At 58.3% G+C, this 24300-nt stretch carries 24 protein-coding genes; 14 read left to right on the forward strand and 10 right to left on the reverse strand.

Annotated features, from left to right (window positions below; genetic code table 11):
* Window positions 1-110 precede the first annotated feature (110 nt).
* On the reverse strand, window positions 111-1310 hold the full coding sequence (locus AC2FFP_RS14670) for a cytochrome-c peroxidase (RefSeq protein WP_496844705.1): 1200 nt from the start codon (window positions 1308-1310) through the stop codon (window positions 111-113).
* An 84-nt stretch (window positions 1311-1394) separates the two neighbouring features.
* Here AC2FFP_RS14670 and AC2FFP_RS14675 point away from each other — a divergent pair, with 84 nt between their 5' ends.
* Window positions 1395-1865 carry a tetratricopeptide repeat protein gene (locus AC2FFP_RS14675; protein ID WP_496844704.1) on the forward strand — a complete coding sequence of 157 codons (471 nt, stop codon included), beginning with the start codon at window positions 1395-1397 and terminating at the stop codon, window positions 1863-1865.
* Between the two features lie 34 nt (window positions 1866-1899).
* Here the strand turns inward: AC2FFP_RS14675 and AC2FFP_RS14680 are convergent, their stop codons facing one another.
* From AC2FFP_RS14680 to AC2FFP_RS14705, 6 genes are read right to left on the reverse strand one after another with little or no spacing between them, the layout of a single operon-like run.
* Window positions 1900-2961, reverse strand: coding sequence for a TRAP transporter substrate-binding protein (locus AC2FFP_RS14680; RefSeq protein WP_058272641.1), 1062 nt, complete (start codon window positions 2959-2961; stop codon window positions 1900-1902).
* 24 nt (window positions 2962-2985) lie between these two features.
* Window positions 2986-4275, reverse strand: a complete 1290-nt coding sequence (locus AC2FFP_RS14685) for a TRAP transporter large permease (RefSeq protein ID WP_496768697.1) — start codon at window positions 4273-4275, stop codon at window positions 2986-2988.
* Window positions 4276-4863 carry a TRAP transporter small permease gene (locus tag AC2FFP_RS14690; RefSeq protein WP_170563750.1) on the reverse strand — a complete coding sequence of 196 codons (588 nt, stop codon included), beginning with the start codon at window positions 4861-4863 and terminating at the stop codon, window positions 4276-4278.
* Window positions 4864-4915: 52 nt separating this feature from the next.
* Window positions 4916-5434, reverse strand: coding sequence for a flavin reductase family protein (locus AC2FFP_RS14695; RefSeq protein ID WP_496739315.1), 519 nt, complete (start codon window positions 5432-5434; stop codon window positions 4916-4918).
* Entirely contained in the window at window positions 5431-6321 is an 891-nt protein-coding gene (locus AC2FFP_RS14700; RefSeq protein ID WP_496881192.1) for an aldo/keto reductase, read from the reverse strand. Before AC2FFP_RS14700 ends, AC2FFP_RS14695 begins: the two co-directional genes overlap by 4 nt.
* Window positions 6321-7475, reverse strand: coding sequence for an LLM class flavin-dependent oxidoreductase (locus AC2FFP_RS14705; RefSeq protein ID WP_496779480.1), 1155 nt, complete (start codon window positions 7473-7475; stop codon window positions 6321-6323). Before AC2FFP_RS14705 ends, AC2FFP_RS14700 begins: the two co-directional genes overlap by 1 nt.
* A gap of 106 nt (window positions 7476-7581) precedes the next feature.
* Between AC2FFP_RS14705 and AC2FFP_RS14710 the strand changes: the two genes are divergently transcribed.
* The 5 genes from AC2FFP_RS14710 (at window position 7582) to AC2FFP_RS14730 (ending at window position 13226) form a co-directional block, all read left to right on the forward strand.
* Window positions 7582-8292, forward strand: coding sequence for a GntR family transcriptional regulator (locus AC2FFP_RS14710; RefSeq protein ID WP_496768690.1), 711 nt, complete (start codon window positions 7582-7584; stop codon window positions 8290-8292).
* Window positions 8293-8304: 12 nt separating this feature from the next.
* Window positions 8305-9402 (forward strand): Gfo/Idh/MocA family protein, encoded by a 1098-nt coding sequence (locus tag AC2FFP_RS14715; RefSeq protein WP_496844702.1) that lies wholly within the window; start codon window positions 8305-8307, stop codon window positions 9400-9402.
* A 159-nt stretch (window positions 9403-9561) separates the two neighbouring features.
* On the forward strand, window positions 9562-10716 hold the full coding sequence (locus tag AC2FFP_RS14720; protein WP_496881193.1) for a phosphoserine transaminase: 1155 nt from the start codon (window positions 9562-9564) through the stop codon (window positions 10714-10716).
* A 58-nt stretch (window positions 10717-10774) separates the two neighbouring features.
* Window positions 10775-12370 (forward strand): phosphoglycerate dehydrogenase, encoded by a 1596-nt coding sequence (serA, locus tag AC2FFP_RS14725; protein ID WP_496721900.1) that lies wholly within the window; start codon window positions 10775-10777, stop codon window positions 12368-12370.
* 118 nt (window positions 12371-12488) lie between these two features.
* Entirely contained in the window at window positions 12489-13226 is a 738-nt protein-coding gene (locus AC2FFP_RS14730; RefSeq protein ID WP_496768683.1) for a metallophosphoesterase family protein, read from the forward strand.
* Here AC2FFP_RS14730 and AC2FFP_RS14735 read toward each other — a convergent pair.
* From AC2FFP_RS14735 to AC2FFP_RS14745, 3 genes are all read right to left on the reverse strand, one after another.
* Window positions 13213-14730 (reverse strand): malonate--CoA ligase, encoded by a 1518-nt coding sequence (locus AC2FFP_RS14735; RefSeq protein ID WP_496844699.1) that lies wholly within the window; start codon window positions 14728-14730, stop codon window positions 13213-13215. The two genes, AC2FFP_RS14730 and AC2FFP_RS14735, sit on opposite strands and share 14 nt — an antisense overlap.
* Window positions 14731-14812: 82 nt before the next feature.
* Window positions 14813-15517 (reverse strand): histidine utilization transcriptional repressor HutC, encoded by a 705-nt coding sequence (hutC, locus tag AC2FFP_RS14740; protein WP_496768679.1) that lies wholly within the window; start codon window positions 15515-15517, stop codon window positions 14813-14815.
* A gap of 29 nt (window positions 15518-15546) precedes the next feature.
* Window positions 15547-16902 carry a formimidoylglutamate deiminase gene (locus AC2FFP_RS14745; RefSeq protein ID WP_496844697.1) on the reverse strand — a complete coding sequence of 452 codons (1356 nt, stop codon included), beginning with the start codon at window positions 16900-16902 and terminating at the stop codon, window positions 15547-15549.
* A gap of 81 nt (window positions 16903-16983) precedes the next feature.
* On the opposite strand from AC2FFP_RS14745, the gene hutI reads away from it, so the two are divergent.
* The 8 genes from hutI to AC2FFP_RS14785 all read left to right on the forward strand — a co-directional run bounded on the left by hutI (window position 16984) and on the right by AC2FFP_RS14785 (window position 24298).
* Window positions 16984-18189, forward strand: a complete 1206-nt coding sequence (hutI, locus tag AC2FFP_RS14750) for an imidazolonepropionase (protein WP_496768675.1) — start codon at window positions 16984-16986, stop codon at window positions 18187-18189.
* The gene (gene hutH / locus AC2FFP_RS14755; RefSeq protein WP_496768673.1) at window positions 18189-19724 is read left to right on the forward strand and encodes a histidine ammonia-lyase; all 1536 of its coding nucleotides are present in this window, start codon (window positions 18189-18191) and stop codon (window positions 19722-19724) included. Before hutI ends, hutH begins: the two co-directional genes overlap by 1 nt.
* Complete coding sequence (gene hutG, locus AC2FFP_RS14760; protein WP_496768671.1) at window positions 19724-20542, forward strand: N-formylglutamate deformylase; 819 nt, start codon at window positions 19724-19726, stop codon at window positions 20540-20542. The genes hutH and hutG overlap by 1 nt, the downstream gene beginning before the upstream one ends.
* Window positions 20539-22221 (forward strand): urocanate hydratase, encoded by a 1683-nt coding sequence (gene hutU, locus AC2FFP_RS14765; RefSeq protein WP_496768667.1) that lies wholly within the window; start codon window positions 20539-20541, stop codon window positions 22219-22221. The genes hutG and hutU overlap by 4 nt, the downstream gene beginning before the upstream one ends.
* Before the next feature lie 68 nt (window positions 22222-22289).
* Entirely contained in the window at window positions 22290-23168 is an 879-nt protein-coding gene (gene serB, locus AC2FFP_RS14770) for a phosphoserine phosphatase SerB (protein WP_496881194.1), read from the forward strand.
* 40 nt (window positions 23169-23208) lie between these two features.
* Entirely contained in the window at window positions 23209-23538 is a 330-nt protein-coding gene (locus tag AC2FFP_RS14775; RefSeq protein ID WP_282120371.1) for an ArsR/SmtB family transcription factor, read from the forward strand.
* A complete protein-coding gene (locus AC2FFP_RS14780; protein ID WP_282120370.1) occupies window positions 23526-23954 on the forward strand; it encodes an SRPBCC family protein in 429 nt (142 codons plus the stop codon). Before AC2FFP_RS14775 ends, AC2FFP_RS14780 begins: the two co-directional genes overlap by 13 nt.
* A 23-nt stretch (window positions 23955-23977) precedes the next feature.
* Window positions 23978-24298 (forward strand): YciI family protein, encoded by a 321-nt coding sequence (locus AC2FFP_RS14785; protein WP_496768661.1) that lies wholly within the window; start codon window positions 23978-23980, stop codon window positions 24296-24298.
* The last annotated feature ends 2 nt before the right edge of the window (window positions 24299-24300 follow it).

Raw genomic sequence — 24300 nt, forward strand, 5'->3', positions numbered from 1 at the left:
CGACAACGCATATGGCGACAGAAACCTAATCTGCACATGCCCCCCAATGGACGCATACGAAGAAGCCGCTGAGTAAATTTGGAGCCCCCGTTTCAAAGCGGGGGTTTATCCTAGGGTGTGAAGCCAACGGGCACGCCAAATGGCGGTGTGTCCACGCTGGTACCGGTAAGGGCATGCAGAAATTCGACGAGGCTGTTGATCTCATCTTCAGACAATTCCAGCGGGGTAATGTCGATTTTGCTGCGTACACGCTGCATTTCAAATCGGTCGTGCCGTACAAGGAAATCTGCCTTTTGTAGCCATGGTACGTTGGGCAGTGCTGCCGTCTCGGGTGTCCAATTTGCGAAACTTGCTACAGGGTCCAAATGATGGCGGATCATGCTTTCGAGATCCGGGAAGGCTCCGTTGTGGCCGTAAGGTGCGGTCAGGGCCACGTTGCGCAGCATCGGAGTGCGGAAGCGATAGGCATCCTCTAGCCGGTCACTTTCGCCCATACGTCCAACGTCCCTGACATAAGGGTCCCACTGCCGGGTGCGGCCGGGACCAAAGGGCGGCAGGGCCAGAGCGTGAAACTCCTGATCGGACATCAGCGGGCCAGAATGGCAGGCCGAACAACGGGCTTTGCCGTAGAATAAATCCATCCCATTCACTTGTTCCGGCGACAGGGCATTGGTGTCCCCGGCTAAATATCGATCAAACGGGCTGTCAGTGCTGCGCCATTCAATGGCCATGAAGGCGGCCAACGCGTTGGCGATCTGTGTGATCGAGATGTCTTCGGTCGTTTCAACATCATCATACGCGGCCATGATGGCCGGGCCGTAACGAGGATCGGTACGGACGCGTTTGGCCAATATTGGCCAGCCTTTGTCGATCCGGTCATGCACGGCCCCAGTGACCTGGTTCTCGGCCACGTTACCCGCCATTTCGAACTGCGAAGTCAGCGGGAAAAGCGCCTGCGCGGCCAGCAGTGAATTCAGCCCCTCGGGCAACCATTCCTGTGCAGGCGAGTTGAAGCCATTGCCATAATCATCCGAAATACTCAGGCGGCCATCGTGGAACAGGGTGTGAATGTCCTTTGCCCCAAGATTCCAAAGGCCCGGAGAATTTCGGGGGATACGTTTTCGAATCTTGTCGGCTCCGGTGCCCGGAGTGCGGTCGGGTCCCAAGCCTTGACCGCCTTCGCCAATGCCCAGCGACAATCCATCGGACGTGCCGAAATTCGGGTGATGGCAATGGGCGCAGGTGATGTTCCGATTGCCGGACAGGATCGGATCGTAAAACAGTTGATGACCGATGGTGGCCTGTTCCATATCAAAGGGGATGAAATCATCATCGGTCAGCGGGCGCGGTAAGTCCTGCGCCGCCGCCGCACCGACGAAAAGGAAAGCAGCCCCATGCGCGAGTTTGTATTTGCCCTTTGCTGTCTTGCGACCCCGGCGCTGGCCGAACTGGAGCAGGCCCGTGATATGATGGAGGCCGGCGCGTTCGAGGCCGCGCGCGAGGAGCTTTGGCCAGCCGCCCGATCGGGCAATGCCGAGGCAGAGGAACTGATTGGCGTGATGTACGGCCTTGGGCTGGGCGTCGAGCAAGACTATGAAAGGGCGTTTGAATGGTATTTGCGCGCCTCGATGAAAGGGCATCCGGGGGCGCAGTCCGGCGTTGGCTGGTACTATGAGTTGGGCCTTGGCATGCCCGCGCCTGATTTGGTGCGGGCTTATATGTGGTACACACTCAGCGCCATTGGCGGCGATCCCGATGCGGCAATCAGCCTTGAGGAAGTAGTCAAGAAAATGTCGCCGGAGCAGATCGAAAAAGCGCATGTTCTGGTCAACGACTACAAAGGGTGGATGTACCCGTTTCGGTAAAAGGGCCGGGCCATAAGGCCCGACCCACAATCGATTAATTCAGGTCCGCATCGCGCGACGCATTGATCTCGCCTTCGGCGATGGACACGGCCTCGGTCAGCGCGGCAAAGATCTCATCCCCACGGGCCACGTTGGACTGGAACCACTCGTAAACCGGTGTTGCTGCGTCTTTGAACGCGGCTTTCTGTTCGGGAGTTGGAACGTACAGATCACCACCACCTGCGACGAAATCTTCATAGGCCTGGATCGACTTGCGCTTGGGCGATGCAAAGGTCGCTTGCTGCAGGGCATAGAACCCATCCACCACAACACGGCGCAGTTCTTCGGGCATCTCCTGGAACTTGGCATTATTCATCCACCACAGTGCACCCATGTAGGCGTGGCCGTCCAGCGTGACGTATTGCAGGCCCGCATCCGGGAACTTCATGCCCATGATGTCGGTGATGCCGTTCTTGGATCCCTCAACAACGCCAGTCTGGAAACTGGTGAACAGTTCCGGCCACGGGATCGGGGTGGGCGACGCGCCCAGAGCCTTGACCAGTTCCTGAGGCAGGTCGGCGACCACGGTGCGGATTTTCAGGCCTTCCATGTCGGCAGGTTCTGCGATCCGGCGTTGCGTGTTCGCGAAGTTCCGCCAGCCACCGGTATTGCCGATGGTCATCAGGCGGATCGCACCGCCGGAATCCTCCAGCGCCATCTCGCGCATTGTGCGGGTGAAATCACCAGATAGTACACGCTCGGCCACGCGGTCATCCGCCATCAGGTAGGGCAGGTCGAGAACCTGCACATATGGGAAGATGCCCGACGCGCCACCAGAGGTGGAGATGTAGATGTCGATTGTGCCATCAGCCACACCCTGCAGGCATTCGGCGCCATTCGAACAGAGTTGCGTACCAATGAACAGCTCCACCTCGATCGCGCCGTTTGAGGCCGCTTCGACATAGTTCTTGAAGACGATCAGGCCGTCATAATCTTCATCGTTTTCATTAGAGTTTGCAGTCGCGCGCAGCGTGTAGTCAGCTGCAGTTGCCGCGATGGCGGTTGCGGCAACCAGCGATGTCGCTAAGGCTGCTGTTTTGATAAATCTTCCGAGCATGCGTTTCCTCCCTGTGATACTCAGTCAGTTTGCAAATCCCGTTATGCGTGGGATCGTCATGGATAGTGCGGGGATATAGGTGATCAGAAAGATCACTATGATTTCGACGGCCAGGAATGGCAGGATTGCCTTGGCGATGGTTTCAACTTTTTCGCGCGACACGGCGGCGGCCACAAACAGGACCAACCCCATAGGCGGTGTCGCAAGGCCCACGGTCAGGTTGACGCTCATGATGATGGCAAAGTGGATCGGATCGACGCCAAGGCTGGTAAAGATCGGGGCCAGGATCGGGCCAAGGATGATGATCGCGGGACCTGCGTCCAGGAACATGCCGACGACAAACAGCAACAGGTTGATCAGGAACAGAAGGATCAGTGGGTTTTCCGAAAGGCTGAGGATCAACTCGGCCAGTTGTTCAGGCGCATGGCTGAGGCTGACCACGGTTTTGAAGGCCATCGCCGCGCCGACCAGCAACAAAACGACGGCCGAGGTCAGACCCGCATTGCTGAGAATTTCAGGCACCTCTTTCAGCGTCAGCGTGCGCAGGACAAAAAAGCCGATGAGGAACGCATAGCCGACGGCGACCGCCGCGGCCTCGGTTGGGGTGAAGATACCACCCAGAATACCGCCCAGAATGATGACAGGCGTCAGCAGGGGGAAGAACGCTTTAAGGCTGGCCTGTCGGCGCTCGCCCCACGTGTATTTCCGGCTGGCGACGGGAAAGTCGTACTTGTCAGCCATAACCTTGATCATCAGCATCAGGCCGACGCCGACCATCACGCCGGGCACGATGCCGGCCAGAAACAGAGCGGCAACGCTTTCACCCATGACATAGGCATAGATGATCATAATACCCGAGGGCGGGATGATCGGGCCGATCACCGAACTGGCCGCCGTGATCGCGGCGGCGAACTTGCGGGTATAGCCCTGTTTTTCCATCGCTGGGATCAGCATTGAACCCAGCGCCGACGTATCGGCCACGGCTGAGCCTGACAGCCCGGCAAACAGGATCGAACTCAGCACATTTACATGCGCCAGACCGCCCCGAAAATGGCCCATCAGGGCTTGGCTGAACTCAACCAGACGGATTGTGATGCCGCCGCGGTTCATCAACTCTCCGGCCAGCATGAAGAAGGGGATGGCCATCAGCGGAAAGCTGTCCATGCCGTTATAGACATTGCGATAGAGCAGCGTGATGTCGTTGGTCTGACCGTTCAGCCATAGCAGAATGCCGGGCGCGGCCAGCAAAGCGAAAAAGACCGGCAGGCCGATCAGCAGGAACACCAGAAATGTGGGTAGGAACCATATCAACATTTATTCGGCCCCCACGGGTGCATCGGCAATCTCTGGCAGCAGATGTCCGCCGCCCAACAGGGTTACGACGGCGCGCAAGATCAGCTCGATATTGACTGAGATCAGCAGGATGACGCCAACCAGCAGCGATGCCATCATCCAGCTGCGCGGGATGCGATACCACTCGTCAAATCCAAAGGACGTTGGCAGATACAGCGCCGCTGTCGCGAATTTGCCGCCAAACCCGGTCACCTCGGACCAACCGATATTGACGGCGACCAGCAGTACGGCCAGCGAAACCAAAAGAAGCAGGATATTCAGGGTTTGCCCGATCCCACGCGGCAACATCAGGGGCACCATGTCGATGGCGACGAACCCGCCACGCCGAAATGCCGTAGGGGCCATCAGGCCAGTCATCCATAACATACAGAACCGCGCAGCCTCATCCGGCCAGGGCAGCGCGTTGCCCAGAACGTATCTGAAAAACACCTGGATCAGGATCGCGATCACCATAAGCGCAATCGCAACGACTCCAACCGCGCGGCCCAATCGCAGCACGGTTTCATTCACAAACGCGATCGGCGCAAGCACCGACGTCAATCCGCCCATGCGGATCCTCCCTTTTCAGCCGCGGGTTTCCACCGCGACAGTTATTCCGCGCTTACTGGTGCGCGAATTGGCCGAGCTTTCCGGCGTAGAAGGTCAATGCGTCTCCTTCCGCCATACTGGCACGCAGGACCTTTCCAATAACGATAACGTGGTCGCCAGCGTCGTGATAAGCGTGTTGCTCACATTCGAAACGGGCCAGACAATCGGGCAGTAGCGGGGTTCCGTTTTCACAGCGCTCGTGGTCGATGTCCTGAAGTGCGAACGCGTCTTTCGAGCATCCAAAGCAAAGCTCGGCCTGTTCTGCTGAAAGGACGTGAACACTGAAATGCCGTGCTTCTTGGAAATAACGGAACCGGCGCGAGTTGCGATCGCCTGCCCACATGACAAGTGGTGGGTCCAGCGAAAGGGACGAGAAACTGTTGGCGGTGATGCAGACCGGCCCGTCTGTGCTGTCGCAGGTGACAACGGTGACACCGGTGGCAAAACGACCAAATGCGTCGCGCAAGGTTCGGGTATCGTCCCTGTGGGGAACGAATGTGCGGGTCATGTCCTTTGAGATTGCATTCATCATGGTACCTCATGCCCCAGTGCCGCCTCATACAGGCGGTACCAGCTCTCGCGATCCAGATTGATTTTCAGCGCGTCAGAGATGCGCTTGATCCGGTCCAGATTGTTGGTGCCCAAGACCGGAAGAATGCCTGCAGGGTGGGCCAGAAGAAACGCCACCGCCACGGCGGCGCGATCCACGCCGAATTCCTCGGCGACTTCGTCCGCTACAACCCCGACCGGAGGGTTTCCAGCCATCAGCAACCCGCCACCCAAGGGTGACCACGCCATCACAGGCTGGCCATGCTGCTGATGAAACGCCAGATCACCGTTGGTGAAGGGGCCGATTTCGCCCAGAGAAATCTCGATCTGGTTGGTCACCAATTGGGTTTTCATCGCCGATTGCAGCAAGTTCCAGTCCCAAGGGCGGAAATTGGACACGCCAACCGCGCCGACCTTGCCATTGGCGACAACTTCGTCCAGCGCGGCACCTGTTTCGTGATGATCCATGAATGGATCGGGGCGGTGAATCAGCAGCAGGTCGATATGATTGATGGCCATTTCGGACAGCGATGTCTCAACCGATTTCAGGATATGCGCGCGCGAGGTGTCATAGTATTTGCACTTGGCGTCCGCATACCGACCCATCGGCGCGACGATGTCACATTTGGTGACGATTTCCATCCGCTGGCGTAGGCCTGGATTTGCGCGTAAGGCGTTGCCCAGAACAGCCTCGGCCGCGTAGCCGCCATAGATATCGGCCTGATCGAAGGTGGTGATGCCCTGATCCAGACAGGCCTGAATCTTGGCTTCGACATGACCCGTCGAAGTGTCGTCGTCGTCGCCCAGTCGCCACATGCCATAGACAAGGCGGCTCATATCCAGCGAGTCAGATAGTTTCACACGTTGCATCAGCGACGAACTCCGTTGCCCAGCGGCGTGGCCGGGGTATTTGCAGGGACCCTTCCGTAGGCTTCGGGAAGGGAACAGGTTTTCAGATTAGGCATAACACGGCTGCCAAAATGGCGAGCTTCGTCCATGTGTGGGTATCCCGAGAAGATGAAGGCGCGGATGCCCATCTTTTGATATTCCTCGATCTTGGACATGACCTGATCGGTCGATCCGACAAGAGCGGCACCGCACCCGGATCGCGCGCGGCCAACGCCGGTCCAAAGGCCGGGTTCGACATAGCCATACTCATCCGCCAGATCGCGGTTCTTGGCCTGATGCGCGACGCCCAGTGATGTCGAATCCAAAGCACGCTCACGGATGGCGCGACCGTATTCGTCATCCAGTTTCGAGACGATGTAGTCGGCGTATTCCTGCGCTTCGACCTCGGTATCGCGGACGATCATGTGCACGCGCAGGCCGTAATCGAGTGTGCGGTTGTAGTTCTCGGCAACCGCGTGGACGGCTTTCATCCGTTCGGCCAGTTGATCCTTGGTTTCGGGCCACATCAGGTAGACGTCGCAATGCTCGCCACACAGATCCAGAGCGGATGGGGAATAACCACCGAAATACAGCAGTGGGCCACCTGTCTGATATGGCTTCGCCGGGTCGGTTGTGAGCCCTGAGAAGTTATAGACCTCACCGGCATGATTGATCTCGTCCTGTGTCCACGCCTGTTTCAGGATTTCCACCACTTCGCGCGAACGCTGATAGCGATAGGCGCTGTCGGCTTTCTCGCCGGGGAAATCGGACGAGATGATATTGACCGTTAGCCGTCCCTGCAGCATGTGATCCAGTGTCGCGATAGTGCGGGCCAGCATGATGGGTTGCATCTCGCCGCAACGCACAGCGGCCAACATGTTGATCTTGTCGGTGATCGGCGCGCAGCCGGCGACAAAGCTCAACGTGTCTTGCCCCACCTGATAGGACGACGGGCAGAGGATATTTCTGAACCCTTGCGCCTCGGCCTCTTTCACGATGCCCGAGCAGTGGTCCCAGCTGGATCGCAGATCACCGTCGGGCATTCCAAGAAACTGGTAGTCGTCCGAGCACAGCGCCGCAAACCACGAAACCTCGGCCGCATCCAGATCGGGTGAGGTGATGGGGACGATGGTCATCTGATTCGTTCTCCAAGCGACTGTGACTTTCCTCTTGCGTAGCAATCACATTGATGTAGATCAATGGTGTATCAATTTTTCCTGCGACCGAGTGAAGCGCCAAAAGATGTCGTCAGCCAACCGAAACCCGAACGCCCTGCCGGTTTATGTTCAGATTGCCGAGCTTTTGATCCGCGACATCGCTGCCGGTCGCCTGATCGATGGCGAGCGCTTGCCGCCCGAACGAGACCTTGCTGCGGAATTGAAAGTTTCAGTCGGTACTCTGCGAAAATCGCTCGCCGAGCTTGAGAAAAAGGGGATGCTGGAGCGTATTCAGGGTTCGGGCAATTATGTACGCGAGACCGGAACGCAGAACAGCGTCTATGCAATGTTTCGTTTGGAATTGCCCGAGGGTGGCGGGTTGCCGCGGGCGGATATCCTGTCAGTTGACCATCTGAACAAGCCCGCAGATTTGCCGCGATTTGGTTCGTCGGACATGGGCTCGCGGGTGCGCCGAATGCGCTACCTGAATGATACAATTATCGCGGTTGAAGAAATCTGGCTGGATGAGTCTGCTGGTTTGATTGATCGACAGCTGCTGTCTGACTCGCTTTATCGGTACTACCAGCACCAGTTGGGGTTCTGGATCACGCGTGCTGAAGACAGGGTTTCCCTCGGGACGTTGCCGGGTTGGACGCCGCCTGATTTCACCAGGCCAGCCGGAGATACGGTTGGCTACATCGAACGGTTCAGCTGGTCGGAAAAACCCGAACCGGTTGAGTTTTCAAAAACATGGTTCGACCCGGATCGAGCCACCTATGTCCAACGACTGAAGTAAAAGGAACTGCGCATGACCCGGACCATTCACTACGGGCTGATCGGATGCGGTATGATGGGGCAGGAACACCTGCACAATATTGCCCTGCTGGACGACACGCGCGTTTCAGCGATCTTTGAGCCTGACGCTGAGATGGCGAAGGCTGCTCAGGCGATTGCGCCTGACGCGATGATGGTGTCTTCGGTCGAAGAATTGCTTGCGGTCGACGATCTGGACTGCGTCGTCATCGTTAGCCCCAACCACCTGCATGTGGATCAGATCGAAGAGATTGCCCGGACGCGCCCGTTGCCGTTGTTGGTAGAGAAACCTCTTTTCACAGATCCGGTGGATGCGGTGCGGCTTGAGGCGCTGCAGCGTGATTATCCGCACCCGATCTGGGTTGCGATGGAATACCGCTATATGCCGCCCATTGCTGCGCTGATTGCAGAGGCTGAGGCCACGGGCGGCGTTAAGATGCTGTCGATCCGCGAGCATCGGTTTCCGTTTCTGGAAAAAGTCGGGAACTGGAACCGGTTCAACCGGAATACCGGCGGAACATTTGTCGAGAAGTGCTGCCATTTCTTCGACCTGATGCGTTTGATCCTGCAATCCGATCCGGTTCGCGTTACAGCCAGCGGCGGGCAGGCGGTTAACCATCTGGATGAGGATTATGAGGGCGAAACGCCCGATATCCTTGACCATGGCTATGTCATCGTGGACTTCGCCTCGGGCGCGCGTGCGATGCTAGAGCTGTGCATGTTTGCGGAAGGGTCCCGATATCAGGAGGAAATCTCGGCCGTTGGGCCGGACGCCAAGATCGAAGCGTTGGTGCCAGGGCCGGGGCGGTTCTGGCCGGAACATCTTGGCACGCCGCCGGTCCCGCAGATCATCGTCAGCCCACGTGCCCCAAAAGGTCCGGTCACCAAAGAGATCCCCGTCGATCCGCGCCTGTTGGCCGCCGGGGACCACAATGGTTCGACTTTCTACCAACATCAGGGGTTCTTAGCTGTGCTACGAGGCGAAAAGGCACAACCTGACGTGACTCTGAACGATGGCCTTTGGGCCGTGCGCATCGGTTTGGCAGCGCAACAGGCATTGGAAACCGGAGAAACAGTGCGCCTCTCGTCTTGATGCCGATAGGAAACCTGCGTTCCAGATACGCACATAATCGGGTGTCGTTTTTGGCACCCGATGCGTCTTTTCCGCTTGCTGAGCGTTTTGCGACGCAATAGCTCTGTCCGTGGGACACCCCTCCCCAACGAGGGGCGTGTATCTGGAAGGGTAATACACATGAGCACTGAACAACCGGCGACGCGGCCGGCCAATCCGCGTTTTTCCTCGGGCCCCTGCGCCAAACCCCCCACATTTGATCTGACCAAATTGGCCGATGCCGCGCTGGGCCGGTCGCACCGTGCCGCCGTCGGCAAGGACAAGCTGAAGGCGGCCATCGAAGGCACGCGCGAAGTGCTGGGCATTCCGGCAGACTACAAGATCGGTATCGTTCCCGCTTCGGACACTGGTGCGGTTGAGATGGCTCTGTGGTCGTTGCTGGGCGAACGCAAGGTTGAGATGCTGGCCTGGGAAAGCTTTGGCTCTGGCTGGGTGACCGACGTAGTCAAGCAGCTGAAGATCGACGCCGAGGTGAAGACGGCGGATTATGGTCAGCTCGTTGATCTGGCCTCGGTTGATTTTGCCAATGACGTTGTCTTTACATGGAACGGCACCACCTCGGGCGTCCGGGTTCCCAATGGCGACTGGATCGCGGATGATCGTCAGGGCCTGACGATCTGTGACGCAACCTCGGCCGCGTTTGCGATGGACCTACCGTGGGATAAGCTGGATGTGACTACGTTCAGCTGGCAAAAAGTGTTGGGTGGTGAAGCGGCGCACGGGATGTTGATCCTGAGCCCCCGCGCGGTGGAGCGGCTGGAGAGCTACACCCCCTCATGGCCGCTGCCCAAGATTTTCCGCCTGACCAAGGGCGGCAAGCTGATCGACGGTATCTTTACCGGTGCAACGATCAACACGCCCTCGATGTTGGCGGTTGAAGATTACCTTTTTGCGCTGGACTGGGCACGTTCGGTTGGTGGCCTGCAGGGCCTGATCGCCCGTGCGAATGCCAATGCCGGTGCGGTTCACGCGTTCTGCGACCAAAACGACTGGATCGCCAATCTGGCAGAGGATGCGGCGACACAGTCGAACACTTCGGTCTGCCTGAAGTTCACCGACACACGCATTCAGGACGGTGCGACATTCGCCAAAGCTGTGGCCAAGCGGCTTGAGGCTGAGAATATCGCATTGGATATCGGCGCCTACCGAGACGCACCCGCAGGCCTGCGCATCTGGTGCGGTGGCACGGTTGAAACCTCGGATATCGAGGCGATGTTGCCCTGGCTGGCATGGGCCTTTGAGGCCGAGATCGCGGCGCAGACAGAAGCCGCCTGACCCTTTTTACCGGGCCGTCTCAGGCCCGGATTTTTCATGACATTCAAGGACCACAAACATGGCCCCCAAAGTACTCGTATCCGACAAACTCAGCGAAACCGCCGTGCAGATATTCCGCGACCGCGGCATCGACGTGGATTTCATGCCCGATCTGGGCAAGGACAAGGACAAGCTGGCCGAGCTGATTGGCCAATATGATGGTCTGGCTATCCGCTCGGCCACAAAGGTCACGCCGACGCTGTTGGAAAAAGCCGACAATCTGAAGGTCATCGGCCGCGCCGGTATCGGCACCGACAATGTCGATAAGGATGCCGCGTCGAAAAAGGGTGTGATCGTCATGAACACGCCGTTTGGCAACATGATCACCACCGCCGAACACGCAATTGCGATGATGTTCGCCGTTGCGCGTCAAATCCCCGAGGCCAGCACGTCGACCCATGCAGGCAAATGGGAAAAGTCCAAATTCATGGGCATTGAGCTGACCAACAAGACCCTCGGCGTTATTGGCGCGGGCAACATTGGCGGTATTGTCTGTGAACGCGCGCTGGGCCTGAAAATGAAGGTCGTCGCCTACGATCCCTTTCTTGGCGAAGAGAAAGCCGCCAAGATGGGCGTCGAAAAGGTCGAGCTGGACGAATTGCTGGCCCGCGCCGATTTCATCACACTGCACGTGCCGCTGACCGACCAGACGCGCAATATCCTGAGCCGTGAAAATCTGGCCAAGACCAAGCCAGGTGTGCGCATCGTCAACTGCGCCCGTGGTGGTCTGGTCGACGAAGAGGCGCTGGCCGAGATGCTGCAATCCGGCCATGTCGCAGGGGCCGCGTTTGATGTGTTCAAAGAAGAACCGGCAAAGGACAACCCGCTGTTCAACTTGCCGAACGTCGTTTGCACGCCACACCTTGGCGCAGCAACGACCGAGGCACAGGAAAATGTTGCCCTGCAGGTGGCTGAACAGATCTCGAACTATCTGCTGACTGGCGCGGTGGAAAACGCGCTGAACATGCCCAGCGTCACTGCCGAAGAGGCCAAGGTCATGGGTCCATGGATCAAGCTGGCCGGTCACCTTGGCAGCTTCATTGGTCAGATGACCGATGAGCCGGTCAAAGCCATCAACATCCTGTATGACGGTGTCGCGGCTGAGATGAACCTGGCTGCCCTGAACTGCGCCGTGGTTGCCGGGATCATGAAAAAGTTCAACCCGGAAGTGAACATGGTGTCGGCCCCGGTTGTAGCGAAAGAGCGCGGGATTCAGCTATCGACCACCAATCAGGACAAGACCGGTGTCTTTGACGGCTACATCAAGGTGACTGTGGTAACCGACAAGCGCGAACGCTCAATCGGGGGTACGGTTTTCAGCGATGGGAAACCACGCTTTATCCAGATCAAAGGCATCAATATCGACGCAGAGGTCGGTGCCCATATGCTCTATACCACCAACGAAGACGTTCCGGGTATCATCGGCGCGCTGGGTCAGACCATGGGCGAGAACAACGTAAACATCGCTAACTTTACGCTGGGCCGAGCCGAGGCTGGTGGCGAGGCGATTGCGCTCCTTTATGTGGATGAACCGGTTCCCGCCGAAGCGCGCGCGAAACTGGCGGAAACTGGGTTGTTCACTCAGATCAAGCCGCTGGAATTTGACGTGGCCTGAGTTTTGGCCCGAAGATTGTGACCATAGCGATGCCCGTGCAAAATTTGTGCGGGCATTGTCTTTTTTCTGCAACCGAGTTGTTGCACAAAGTGTCTGACATATTCCAAGAGGCAACGTTTTGAGCATCCCAATTTACGCGGTCGGCGATATCCATGGGCAACTGGGCATGCTGCAAAACGCGCTATCCCTTATCGAGGCGGATGGCGGGCCGGGTGCGCGGGTTGTCTTTCTGGGGGACTACGTGGATCGTGGCCCGAACAGCCGCGAGGTGCTGGATCTGCTGATCGAAGGCCAACGCGCCGGGCGAAACTGGGTTATGGTCAAAGGCAACCACGACCGAATGATGGTCCGTTTCGTGCAGGATTGCGAGATTGCAGACAAGCAGTTGCCGATTACTTTGAACTGGCTGAATCCCCGGCTTGGTGGTCAGGAGACGCTGGCATCTTACGGTGTCGAGGTCACGGACAATGACCGGATCTTTCAGGTTCACGAACGGGCCTGCGCCGCTGTGCCGCCGGCACATCTAGACTTTATCAATGCTCTGCCGACCTTTCATCAAGAGGGCGAGCTTTTGTTCGTTCACGCTGGCATCCGGCCTGGTGTCCCTTTGGCGCAGCAATCCGAGGATGATCTGGTTTGGATACGCCAGGAGTTCCTGCACGATGCACGTACGTACCCCTGGCTGATTGTGCATGGGCATACTCCGGTGGACCGGGCCGAGCATTGCGGAAATCGAGTCAATCTGGACGCAGGGGCCGGTTATTGTCGACCACTGGCCACAGCTGTGTTCGAAGGGCGTCAGTGCTGGTTGCTGACGGACGCCGGTCGGGTCCTGTTAGAGCCTAATCCGCAGTAAACATATCTTTGTAAAGCTCGCGCAAGGCGTTCTTTTGCACTTTCCCCATGGTGTTTCGGGGCAGTTCATTCAGCACAATCAGTTTGCTGGGATGTTTGAACCGCGCCAGTTGGTTCTGAACGCTGGCCATGATGGCATCAAGGTCAAGCGCTCGGCCCGGTTCTGCAACCAGAATACCCAGAACGGTTTCGCCGAAGTCAGCGTGTGGTACGCCAATCACGGCGCTTTCAAGCACGCCGGGCTGGCCATCCAGAACCAGCTCGACCTCCTTGGGGTAGATGTTGAACCCGCCCGAAATGATCAGGTCCTTGCAGCGACCCACGATGTGTACGTAACCATCCACGTCCACGCGTCCGAGATCACCGGTGATAAAGAACCCGTCTTCGCGCAATTCCGCAGCGGTTTTTTCGGGCATTTGCCAATAACCTTCGAAGACGTTTGGTCCGCGCACTTCGATCATTCCTATCTCGTCTTGCGGTAATGCCTCGCCGGTTTCAGGGTTGGTTACCTTTAGTTCGACACCCGGCAGCGGGAACCCGACAGTTCCTGCGCGACGTTCACCGTCATACGGGTTCGAGGTGTTCATATTGGTTTCCGTCATACCATAGCGTTCAAGGATGCGGTGTCCGGTTCGGTCTTCGAACCGTTCATGCGTTTCGGCCAGCAGCGGGGCTGAACCCGAGATGAACAGCCTCATGTGCTGCGCCAGATCACCGGTGAACCGATCATCCGCCAGCAATCGGGTATAGAAGGTCGGCACGCCCATTATCGAGGTCGCATTGGGCATCAGGCGCAGAATGTCATCCAGATCAAACTTCGGCAAAAAGATCATCGATCCGCCCGAGGCCAGAATAACGTTCGTCGCTACAAACAGCCCATGGGTATGAAAGATCGGCAAGGCGTGCAGCAGCACATCATCCTGCGTAAACCGCCATTCGTCCACCAGGGTCTCGGCGTTGGACAGCAGGTTGGCTTGAGTCAGCATCGCACCTTTGGAGCGCCCGGTCGTGCCAGACGTATATAGGAACGCGGCAAGATCATTCTCTGTCCGCTTAACCGGTCCGAAAGCAGGAAGCATGCCCAAAGCCCGCCGCATCAGACTGCCCGAGCCGTCAGCGTTGAGCGTCTCTAACCTTGCGTTTTGCGCCTCGGCGATGGGCGTCAGTTCCGCTTGTTTGGCGGCATCGCAAACCACCAGCGCAGCCCCACTGTTTTCGATGAAATAGCTAAGCTCGCCGGATGTGTAGGCCGTGTTCAACGGCAAAAAAATCAATCCGGTTTGGGCGCAAGCCGCGTAGAGCGCCAGCGCTTCTGGTGACTTTTCCACCTGAACAGCAACTCGGTCTCCGGGCTCAAGCTCGTACCCGTTCAACGCGTTTGCTATGCGCGACGCCATGTCCAGAAAGGCTGCATGGGTAATGGTTTGGCCGTCAGGCAGGTGAAGAAACGGCGTATCCTTGCCCGCATGGATACCAAACAACCGATCATAGAGCGGGTTACCCATCCCATACTTCCTTCTCGCAGGACCAGATTGCCCCGAATCTGGCGTGGATTAGAGGCACGGTAAAGCGGAAATCGTGGTCAACTCAGAACTGAGTGGTCATTCGGTACCCCGCGGCGAAGTACATCTTTGCAAAGGTGACAGGCTGGCCCTCAAGCCATGTGATCCGCTCGCCCGTAAACACCGGCTCACCTATGGGCAGGTCCAGGAACGCGGCCACCGATTCATCGGCGCGACTGGCCAGGAAGCTCAGCTCGACATTGGTGAAGGGAACGGTCTGTATAAGCCATTCATTCGGGCCTATTGAGGCGAAGTCCGCATTCACCACCTGCGGAACCGAGTCTATGACGATCCATCTGTCTTCGTACTGAAAAGGTGTGTTGCCGTTAAAGTGCATGCAGCGCACGTGCATCACGTGTTGGTCCGGTTTTAGCGCCAGTCTTGCGGACAGCCAATCGGGCGCTTGCCCGGCAACTGACGAGACCAGCGCGTAACGATAGACTCCGCCCAACGCCTCAACCTCGTCCCGCACTTTGGGGATCGTGAATCGGGCCTGCCTTTGCGGCGCGCTTAGAACCCGTGTACCGGCTTTGCGGCGACGCTCCAGAAATCCTTCGTCCGCCAGCTCTCGCATTGCGCGGTTCACGGTCGTTCTGGTGCACGAGAATTCGACGGCAAGATCCTGTTCGTTGGGCAGCAGCGTATCCGGCTGCCACTCACCAGACCGAATGCGCGCCAGTACGGTTTCCTTGATGTCCCTGTAGCTGGTGGTTTCGTTCGGTTGGGTCATGGTGCCTCTGGTTACCTGAATAGGTTCGTTTAGACGTCGGCCAATAGATCAGCAATCGCCGACCGGTACGAGGGAACGATCCGGTCCCGATCGATGTGGAGGCCTTGTTGCACCATGTGACGCCCCGCTGACCAAAGATCCGTCACCAACCCGTCCGGGGCTGCAAAGCACAGCCCGTCAAGCACCTGTTCGTCAGTCAGTGCGCAGATCGTGGGGTGAGATCGGTCGATCGCAACAAGGTCGGCCAGCTTGCCGACTGCGATTTCCCCGGCATTTCGTCCCAATGCCTGCGCGCCCCCTTGTGCGGCCCCTGTATACAACGCCTGACCGACTGAGCCTTCATTTTTGACCAAAACCGTCCGCGCATGGTCCCGCAGGCGTTGGGAATATTCCAAAGTCCGCAGTTCCTCAGGCAGAGAAATCCTCACGTTAGAGTCTGATCCCACGCCAAAGCGACCACCTTCTTCGACATAAACTGCACCGTTGAAAATACCGTCGCCTAAATTCGCCTCGGTAATCGGGCACAACCCGGCTACGGCGCCCGAGCGCGCAACGGCGCGCGTTTCGGCATCGGTCATATGAGTTGCGTGGATAAGGCACCACCGGTCATCGACGTCGACATGGTCCAGCAGCCACTCGACCGGCCGCTGTCCCAGCGCGGCCTCAACATCGGCCACTTCCTTTAGCTGTTCGGCGATGTGGATGTGGACGGGACCATCAGAAGTGGCATTCAGAAGCTCGCGCAAATCGTCAGGCGATGTTGCCCGCAGAGAATGCGGGGCGATACCGATCACAGAATCCGCATGCGGTAGGGCCAAACGGCATTCCTCGACCAGGTTCAGAAACTGATCCACAGAATTGCCAAAGCGCAGCTGACCGCCAGCCAAGGGTTGTTGTTCGACACCGCCGTAGGTGTAGAGAACCGGAAGGTGCGTCAGCCCGATTCCAGTTTGGGTGGCTGCGGCAAATATGCGCTGGCTCAGTTCCGACACGTGGTCGTAGCGCCCGCCGCCCGGCTGATGATGGACATAGTGAAACTCACCGACCGAGGAATATCCGGCCTCTTGCATCTCCAAATAGACCAAAGCGGCAATGGCCTCTACGTGATCCGGCGTCAATCTGTCCAGGAACCGGTACATCAAGGTGCGCCAGGTCCAAAAGCTCTCGCGCCCGGCGGCGCGCACTTCTGTCATACCGGCCATCGCGCGCTGAAAGGCGTGGCTGTGCAGGTTTCCCAAGGCTGGCAGCAAGACATCAACCTGTGTGTCTCCGGATCGCGCGGTCGCTTGTGTTTCCAGGCTTTGGATCTGACCGCGCGCGATTTCTACCCGCAAGTTACTGACCCAATGAGAGCCTAATAACGCCGTTTTTGCGTGGATGGTCATCGCATTTCCATTTTGTGTAGACTTTAAACTTTTATACGTATACGAAAAATCTAACGACAAAGGGAGCCCAAAAGAATCGATATGGCCAAAAAATCTGTCCTTTTGGGCACGCGGGTGGCGACCATGGACGATGGTGCCGAGCGCTATGGAATGGTTCAGGACGCGGCCCTTGCCGTTGAAGGTGAGAAAATTACCTGGATTGGACCACGGAATGCGCTGCCTGCCGACTATTCTGACTGGCCGACCGTGGACTATGGCGACCGGCTGATAACGCCGGCGCCAATCGACGCCCACACCCATGTCGTCTTTGGTGGCAACAGGGCGGTCGAGTTCGAAATGCGTCTGAATGGTGCCTCATATGAAGAGATCGCGCGCGCAGGTGGTGGAATTCTGTCGACGGTCACAGCGACCCGTTCGGCCAGCGAAGAGGCCCTGTTAGAGGATGCCCTGACCCGAGTGGACGCCCTGTTGGCCGAGGGCGTGTCGTGCATCGAGGTCAAGTCGGGCTATGGTCTGGACACCGACACAGAACTCAAGATGCTGCGCGCCGCGCGCCGGATCGGCGAAGTGCGCCCGGTGCGAGTGAAAACAAGTTTTCTAGGAGCACATGCGGTACCGCCTGAGTTTCAGGGTCGCGCCGATGCCTACCTTCGCGATGTGTGCATTCCGACTCTGCGTTTGGCGCATGACGAGGGCCTGGTGGATGCCGTTGATGGCTTTTGCGAGGGGATCGCCTTTGATCCGTCTCAGATCGCTAAGGTCTTTGATGTGGCGAAAGAATTGAACCTTCCTGTCAAGTTGCATGCAGAGCAGCTTTCGAACCTCGGAGGGGCAGCCCTGGCGGCTTCGTACGGGGCGTTGTCGGCAGATCATATCGAATATCTGGACGAGGCTGGCGTGGCCGCCATGGCACAAGCCGGAACCGTGGGCGTGCTGCTGCCGGGGGCGTTCTATACGCTGCACGAAACGCAGGCGCCGCCGGTTGAACTGCTGCGCCAGTATGGGGTGCCGATTGCGCTGGCGACGGATTGCAACCCCGGCTCGTCCCCTCTGACGTCGCTTCTGCTGACCATGAATATGGCGTGCACCTTGTTCCGCCTGACGCCGGAAGAGGCATTGGCTGGCGTGACCCGCAATGCGGCGCAAGCCTTGGGCCTGACCGACACTGGCACAATAACTGAAGGCAAACGCGCGGACCTGACGGTATGGGACATCACGCACCCAGCCGAGCTGTCCTATCGGATCGGCTTCAACCCCCTGCACACTCGTATTTTCGGAGGTTTGTGATGAAGACCCTGTCGCTTGTGCCCGGTCAGGTTACGCTGTCGGATCTGTCCGAAGTGTATTGGTCGCAGCCCGCAGTATCGCTGGATGACGGGTGCAAACCCAAGGTGGAGGCTGCAGCCAATCGCATTCTCGAAGCTGCGGCCGGGGAAGACCCGGTTTATGGTGTTAACACCGGGTTCGGAAAGCTGGCCAGCCACAAGATCGCGGCCAAGGATACTTCGACCCTTCAGCGCAACCTGATCCTTAGCCATTGCTGCGGCGTTGGTTCGGCCGTGCCACGCCGTGTAACCCGGCTGATGATGACGCTAAAGCTGTTGTCTTTCGGACGCGGAGCATCGGGCGTGCGTTGGGAGCTGATCGACCTGTTGCAGCAGATGCTGGCCAAGGGCGTGACCCCGGTTATTCCCGCGCAGGGGTCGGTCGGGGCCTCGGGCGATCTTGCGCCCCTGGCACATATGACAGCCGTAGTCATCGGCGAAGGTGAAGCCGAGGTTGACGGAACCATCCTGCCGGGAGGGAAAGCGCTAAAATCAGTTGGATTAGAGCCTGTTCAACTCGGTCCAAAGGAAGGGCTTGCCTTCATCAACGGCACGCAATTCTCGACTGCTTTTGCGCTGGCCGGTTTGTTCGAAGCCTGGCGTGCAGCGCAAAGCGCGCTGGTCATCTCGGCCCTGTCGACGGATGCGATCATGGGGTCGACCGCGCCCTTGCAGCCCGAAATCCATACCCTGCGTGGGCACCGCGGCCAGACCGAAGCCGCCAGCGCCATGCGTGCCACACTGGCCGGGTCCGAGATCCGCGAAAGCCACCGGGACGGCGATACGCGCGTTCAGGACCCATATTGCATCCGATGCCAGCCGCAGGTCACCGGTGCGGCCATGGACGTCATGCGCCAAGCAGCCACCACGCTTGAGATCGAGGCGAACGCGGCCACCGATAACCCGCTGGTTCTGACTGAGGCGGGTGCCATCGTTTCAGGCGGAAATTTTCATGCCGAACCTGTCGGCTTTTCTGCAGACATGATTGCGCTGGCAGTGTCCGAGGTCGGCGCGATTGCGCAGCGGCGCATTGCCTTGATGGTCGACCCGACGCTCAGCTTTGATCTGCCGCCGTTCCTGACGCCTGATCCCGGATTGAACTCGGGCCTGATGATTGCCGAAGTCACGACCGCCGCCTTGATGAGCGAGAACAAACACCTTGCCAATCCTTGCGTGACCGACAGCACACCGACCTCGGCCAACCAGGAGGATCACGTGTCGATGGCTGCACATGGTGCGCGGCGTCTGACGCGGATGGTCGAAAACCTGAACTACATTCTTGGTGTTGAGTTGCTTTGCGCCGCTCAGGGGGTGGAGTTCCGCGCACCGCTGGCAACCAGCGGACCATTGCAACGCGTCATGCACAGAGTACGGGCAGAGATACCAACACTGAACGAAGACCGCTATTTGGCACCCGATCTGGAAACATCCAAGTGCTTGGTGGCTGAGGGTGACATCCTTGGGGCAGTGGGTGCCCAGATGCCGGGGCTGTTCTGATGCAGGTGTTCAGCGTGCAGCGCGGGGACGGTCCCATTGTGCTGGGCCAGCCTCATGGCGGAACTTATGTGCCAGACGAAATAAAGGCCCGCCTGAATGACAACGGGCGCGGTTTGGCCGATACCGACTGGCACATAAACAGGCTCTATGAAGGAATATTGGACGATATCACGGTCGTGCAGTCGCATGTTCATCGCTATGTCATCGACGCCAATCGTGATCCATTCGGAGCCTCGCTATATCCCGGCCAGAATACCACCACCCTTGTGCCTCTGACCGATTTCGATGGGCAGCAGATCTGGAATGACGGGCAATCTCCGTCCGAGGATGAAGTCGAAGATCGACGGCGCAAATATCACGCACCTTATCACGCTGCCCTGCTGGACGAACTGAGCCGCGTTCGGGATCGGCACGGTGTGGCGATTCTGTTTGACTGCCACTCGATCCGGTCACTGATCCCGTTTCTGTTCGAAGGCGAATTGCCGGTGTTCAACACTGGAACCAATGATGGGCTGACGTGCGACACGGCCATTGAGCAAGCCGTGCACGACGTGGCGAGCAAGGCCGAAGGTTTCACTTCGGTCCTGAATGGCCGGTTTCGCGGTGGATGGACCACCCGCCACTATGGTCGCCCTTCTGATGGCATACACGCCATCCAGATGGAGATCGCGCAGCGGGCTTACATGGACGAGACACCCCCGTGGACATGGCGCGAGGACCGCGCTGCGAACTTGCGCCCTCATTTGACAACTATGCTGACCCGCCTCAACGATCTTGCCCACTCGGGCGCATTGACCAGACAAGGAGCCCAGAAATGAGCGATCCGCGCAAAAACACCCGCGACATCTATCCACCGACCGGCCCCGAGTTGAACGCCAAAAGCTGGGTGACCGAGGCCCCGCTGCGGATGCTGATGAACAATCTGCACCCAGATGTGGCCGAGAACCCGCATGAGCTGGTCGTCTATGGTGGCATCGGACGCGCGGCCCGCACGTGGGAAGATTTCGACACTATTGTTGACGGTCTGAAGGATTTGGAGGAAGACGAAACGCTGATCGTCCAGTCCGGCAAACCGGTCGCGATCATCCGCACGCACAAGGATGCGCCGCGGGTGCTAATCGCCAATTCCAACCTCGTCCCACATTGGGCGACCTGGGATCACTTCAACGAGCTCGATAAGAAGGGCCTGATGATGTACGGCCAGATGACCGCTGGCTCGTGGATCTATATTGGGACGCAGGGTATCGTTCAGGGCACCTATGAGACCTTTGCCGAAGCGGGGCGTCAGCACTACGACGGTGACCTGACGGGCAAGTGGATTCTGACCGGAGGTCTGGGTGGAATGGGCGGCGCGCAACCGTTGGCGGCTGTGTTTGCAGGGGCCAGTTGTTTGGCAGTTGAGTGCAACCCGGACAGCATCGATTTCCGTCTGCGGACAAAATACCTCGACGAGAAAGCCGAGACGCTGGACGAAGCGTTGGAGATGATCGACCGCTGGACCAAGGCGGGCGAAGCGAAGTCGGTTGGTCTGCTGGGCAATGCGGCAGAGGTTTTCCCCGAGATCTATGCTCGGATGCAGGCGGGCGGGATGCGTCCTGATATCGTCACCGACCAAACCAGCGCGCATGATCCGATTAACGGTTATCTGCCATTGGGCTGGACCATGGGAGAGTGGCGCGAGAAGCGTGAAACAGACCCTAAAGAAGTAGAAAAGGCCGCTCGTGCCTCGATGAAGCAGCATGTCGCGGCGATGGTGGATTTCTGGAACGCGGACGTTCCGACGCTGGATTACGGCAATAACATCCGGCAGGTCGCTCAGGATGAGGGGCTTGAGAACGCCTTTGCTTTCCCCGGCTTTGTACCCGCCTATATCCGCCCGCTGTTTTGTAAAGGCATCGGCCCGTTCCGCTGGTGTGCTCTGTCGGGCGACCCCGAGGACATCTACAAAACCGATGCCAAGATGAAGGAACTGTTCCCCGAGAATGAGCACCTGCATCGCTGGATCGACATGGCGCAAGAGCGGATCGCGTTTCAGGGTCTACCTGCGCGTATCTGCTGGATAGGGCTTGGCGACCGACACCGCGCTGGGCTGGCGTTCAATGAGATGGTCGCCAATGGCGAGCTGAAGGCGCCGGTCGTGATTGGACGTGACCATCTGGACTCGGGATCGGTGGCCAGCCCCAACCGCGAGACTGAAGCGATGCTTGACGGCTCGGACGCCGTGAGCGACTGGCCGTTGCTGAATGCGCTGATCAACACAGCCAGTGGGGCGACGTGGGTCTCGCTGCACCATGGCGGCGGTGTCGGAATGGGCTTCAGCCAACACGCGGGTGTGGTGATCTGTGCTGATGGCACCGAAGATGCCGCCCGGCGGTTGGAGCGGGTTCTTTGGAATGACCCGGCCTCGGGCGTTTGGCGTCACGCGGATGCGGGGTACGACATTGCCAAGGATTGCGCGCGGGCCAATGGGCTGCGCCTGCCGGGTATTTTGGGCTAGTTCGAAACTGTGTCTGGCGAAAATGCTGCACCTGCGATATTCGCAGGTGAGCTTGCCGGAGATCAAACATGTACGTTGCCACCCTGTTGACCAACCCCAACGCGCCGACGCTGGAGTTGTCGCTGGTCGAGTCATTGCGGAATGCATGGGGCGGCGACGAAATCGTGTGGCTCAGCCCGGATGAAACTGCAGAGTTTTCCCTGACCGAAATGCCGGGCAACCGGTGGGATGTCTGGGTGGACCTTCAGAAAATGGGCGTGGATATGGTTGTCCAACAGTCTGAGGGCCGCCGTAAGAAGATGCTGTTGGCCGATATGGACAGCACCATGATCCAACAGGAATGCATCGACGAACTTGCGGATGAGGCCGGCGTCGGCGAACGCGTCAAGGACATTACCGCACGTGCGATGAATGGCGAGTTGGACTTTGAAGGCGCGCTGACCGAGCGGGTTGGCCTGCTGAAAGGTCTGGATGAGGCGGTGATCGGCAAAGTACTGGACGAACGCATCACTCTGATGCCGGGCGGCAAGGAACTGGTCGCGACGATGCGCCAGAACGGAGGCTATGCCGCCTTGGTCTCGGGCGGGTTCACGGCGTTTACCGCGAAAGTGGCCGAGGTGCTGGGCTTTCATGAGAACCGCGCCAACACTCTGCTGGCCCAAGACGGAAAACTGACCGGGGATGTGGCGCGACCCATTCTGGGGCGACAAGCCAAGGTGGATGCCTTGGAGCAGATCACCGCGCGACTGGGCTTGCGTGAAGAAGACGTTATTGCCATAGGCGACGGGGCCAACGATCTGGGGATGCTGCAACGCGCGGGAACAGGGGTGGCCCTGCATGCCAAGCCCACGGTTGCCGAGCAATGCGAGGTTCGGATCAACCATGGCGATCTGACGGCATTGCTGTACGTTCAGGGCTATAGCCGCTCGGAACTTGTGTCCGGTTAAAGGTCTTCCCTTTATTTAACGTACATGTTAAATAAAGGCTATGAACACTCTGATAAACGCTTTTTCTGCTTTGTCCGATTCCACTCGGTTTTCGATCGTTGAGCAACTGATGCAGGACGGAGAGTTGCCTGCCGGTGACCTGATCCAAGGGCGCGGAATGTCGGGCGCAGCGATTTCGCGCCATCTGAAAGTGCTGCGCGAGGCCGGATTGGTGCAACAGCGCGTCCACGGCACCCAGCGGATGTATTCTATCCAGCCCGACGGGCTGCGGGCGATTGCGGAATGGACGATCTCAAAACGTCAGTTCTGGGAAAACAGCCTCGATCGTCTGGGCGACCTGATTGAAAGGGAAAACTCATGGCCGACCTGAAACTGGAACGTGAATTCCCGACCACACCAGAAAACCTGTTTGCCTGGATCAGCGATGGGGCGAAACTGTTGCAGTGGTGGGGGCCCGAAGGGGTGCATGTGCCCGAGCATGACCTGAATTTCTCACGCACGGGGCCTTGGTATTCAATAATGAAGAATGCAGAAGGCCAGACATTCAAAGTGTCCGGTCATGTCACCCATGTTGATCCGCCCAATTCGGTTGGGTTCACTTGGGCCTGGCATGACGATCAGGACCAGCGCGGGCCGGAAAGTCACGTGACGTTTTCGGTCGTTGCGACCGAAAACGGGGCGCGGTTGGTTCTGGACCACCGCGAACTGGCAGATGCCGAGGCCGCAGCAAACCACAACATGGGCTGGACATCATCGCTGGCCAAGCTTGAGGCGCAGTTTGGATAAGTTTTCATTAGGGAGGAAATAAAATGCCACAATATTTGTTTGTCTATCACGGCGGAACTACACCAACCGACCCTGCCGAAGTCGAAGCAACTATGGCCGCCTGGGGCGCATGGTTTCAAGGCATGGGTGAGGCGCTGGACATACCCGGCAATCCGGTTGGTCAATCCTATACGGTCAGCAACGGAAGCGTCGTCGACAATGGCGGCGCAAACCCGGCATCCGGCTTTACGGTTGTAAAGGCCGAGAGCATTGATGCTGCGACCGAAATGGCCAAGGGCTGTCCCATGGTGGTCAACGGTTCAGGCTCGGTCGAGGTGGCCGAGGTGCATGAAATCGAAATGTAACC

The organism is Ruegeria sp. YTSC004, assembly GCF_059609805.1.

Excerpts from the sequence above, each read along its gene's own strand:
- AC2FFP_RS14670 (WP_496844705.1), bottom strand. The coding sequence starts at position 1,310 with ATGGAACAGGCCACCATCGGTCATCAACTGTTTTACGATCCGATCCTG.
- AC2FFP_RS14675 (WP_496844704.1), top strand. The coding sequence starts at position 1,395 with ATGCGCGAGTTTGTATTTGCCCTTTGCTGTCTTGCGACCCCGGCGCTG.
- AC2FFP_RS14680 (WP_058272641.1), bottom strand. The coding sequence starts at position 2,961 with ATGCTCGGAAGATTTATCAAAACAGCAGCCTTAGCGACATCGCTGGTT.
- AC2FFP_RS14685 (WP_496768697.1), bottom strand. The coding sequence starts at position 4,275 with ATGTTGATATGGTTCCTACCCACATTTCTGGTGTTCCTGCTGATCGGC.
- AC2FFP_RS14690 (WP_170563750.1), bottom strand. The coding sequence starts at position 4,863 with ATGGGCGGATTGACGTCGGTGCTTGCGCCGATCGCGTTTGTGAATGAA.
- AC2FFP_RS14695 (WP_496739315.1), bottom strand. The coding sequence starts at position 5,434 with ATGATGAATGCAATCTCAAAGGACATGACCCGCACATTCGTTCCCCAC.
- AC2FFP_RS14700 (WP_496881192.1), bottom strand. The coding sequence starts at position 6,321 with ATGCAACGTGTGAAACTATCTGACTCGCTGGATATGAGCCGCCTTGTC.
- AC2FFP_RS14705 (WP_496779480.1), bottom strand. The coding sequence starts at position 7,475 with ATGACCATCGTCCCCATCACCTCACCCGATCTGGATGCGGCCGAGGTT.
- AC2FFP_RS14710 (WP_496768690.1), top strand. The coding sequence starts at position 7,582 with ATGTCGTCAGCCAACCGAAACCCGAACGCCCTGCCGGTTTATGTTCAG.
- AC2FFP_RS14715 (WP_496844702.1), top strand. The coding sequence starts at position 8,305 with ATGACCCGGACCATTCACTACGGGCTGATCGGATGCGGTATGATGGGG.
- AC2FFP_RS14720 (WP_496881193.1), top strand. The coding sequence starts at position 9,562 with ATGAGCACTGAACAACCGGCGACGCGGCCGGCCAATCCGCGTTTTTCC.
- serA (WP_496721900.1), top strand. The coding sequence starts at position 10,775 with ATGGCCCCCAAAGTACTCGTATCCGACAAACTCAGCGAAACCGCCGTG.
- AC2FFP_RS14735 (WP_496844699.1), bottom strand. The coding sequence starts at position 14,730 with ATGGGTAACCCGCTCTATGATCGGTTGTTTGGTATCCATGCGGGCAAG.
- hutC (WP_496768679.1), bottom strand. The coding sequence starts at position 15,517 with ATGACCCAACCGAACGAAACCACCAGCTACAGGGACATCAAGGAAACC.
- AC2FFP_RS14745 (WP_496844697.1), bottom strand. The coding sequence starts at position 16,902 with ATGACCATCCACGCAAAAACGGCGTTATTAGGCTCTCATTGGGTCAGT.
- hutI (WP_496768675.1), top strand. The coding sequence starts at position 16,984 with ATGGCCAAAAAATCTGTCCTTTTGGGCACGCGGGTGGCGACCATGGAC.
- hutH (WP_496768673.1), top strand. The coding sequence starts at position 18,189 with ATGAAGACCCTGTCGCTTGTGCCCGGTCAGGTTACGCTGTCGGATCTG.
- hutG (WP_496768671.1), top strand. The coding sequence starts at position 19,724 with ATGCAGGTGTTCAGCGTGCAGCGCGGGGACGGTCCCATTGTGCTGGGC.
- hutU (WP_496768667.1), top strand. The coding sequence starts at position 20,539 with ATGAGCGATCCGCGCAAAAACACCCGCGACATCTATCCACCGACCGGC.
- serB (WP_496881194.1), top strand. The coding sequence starts at position 22,290 with ATGTACGTTGCCACCCTGTTGACCAACCCCAACGCGCCGACGCTGGAG.
- AC2FFP_RS14775 (WP_282120371.1), top strand. The coding sequence starts at position 23,209 with ATGAACACTCTGATAAACGCTTTTTCTGCTTTGTCCGATTCCACTCGG.
- AC2FFP_RS14780 (WP_282120370.1), top strand. The coding sequence starts at position 23,526 with ATGGCCGACCTGAAACTGGAACGTGAATTCCCGACCACACCAGAAAAC.
- AC2FFP_RS14785 (WP_496768661.1), top strand. The coding sequence starts at position 23,978 with ATGCCACAATATTTGTTTGTCTATCACGGCGGAACTACACCAACCGAC.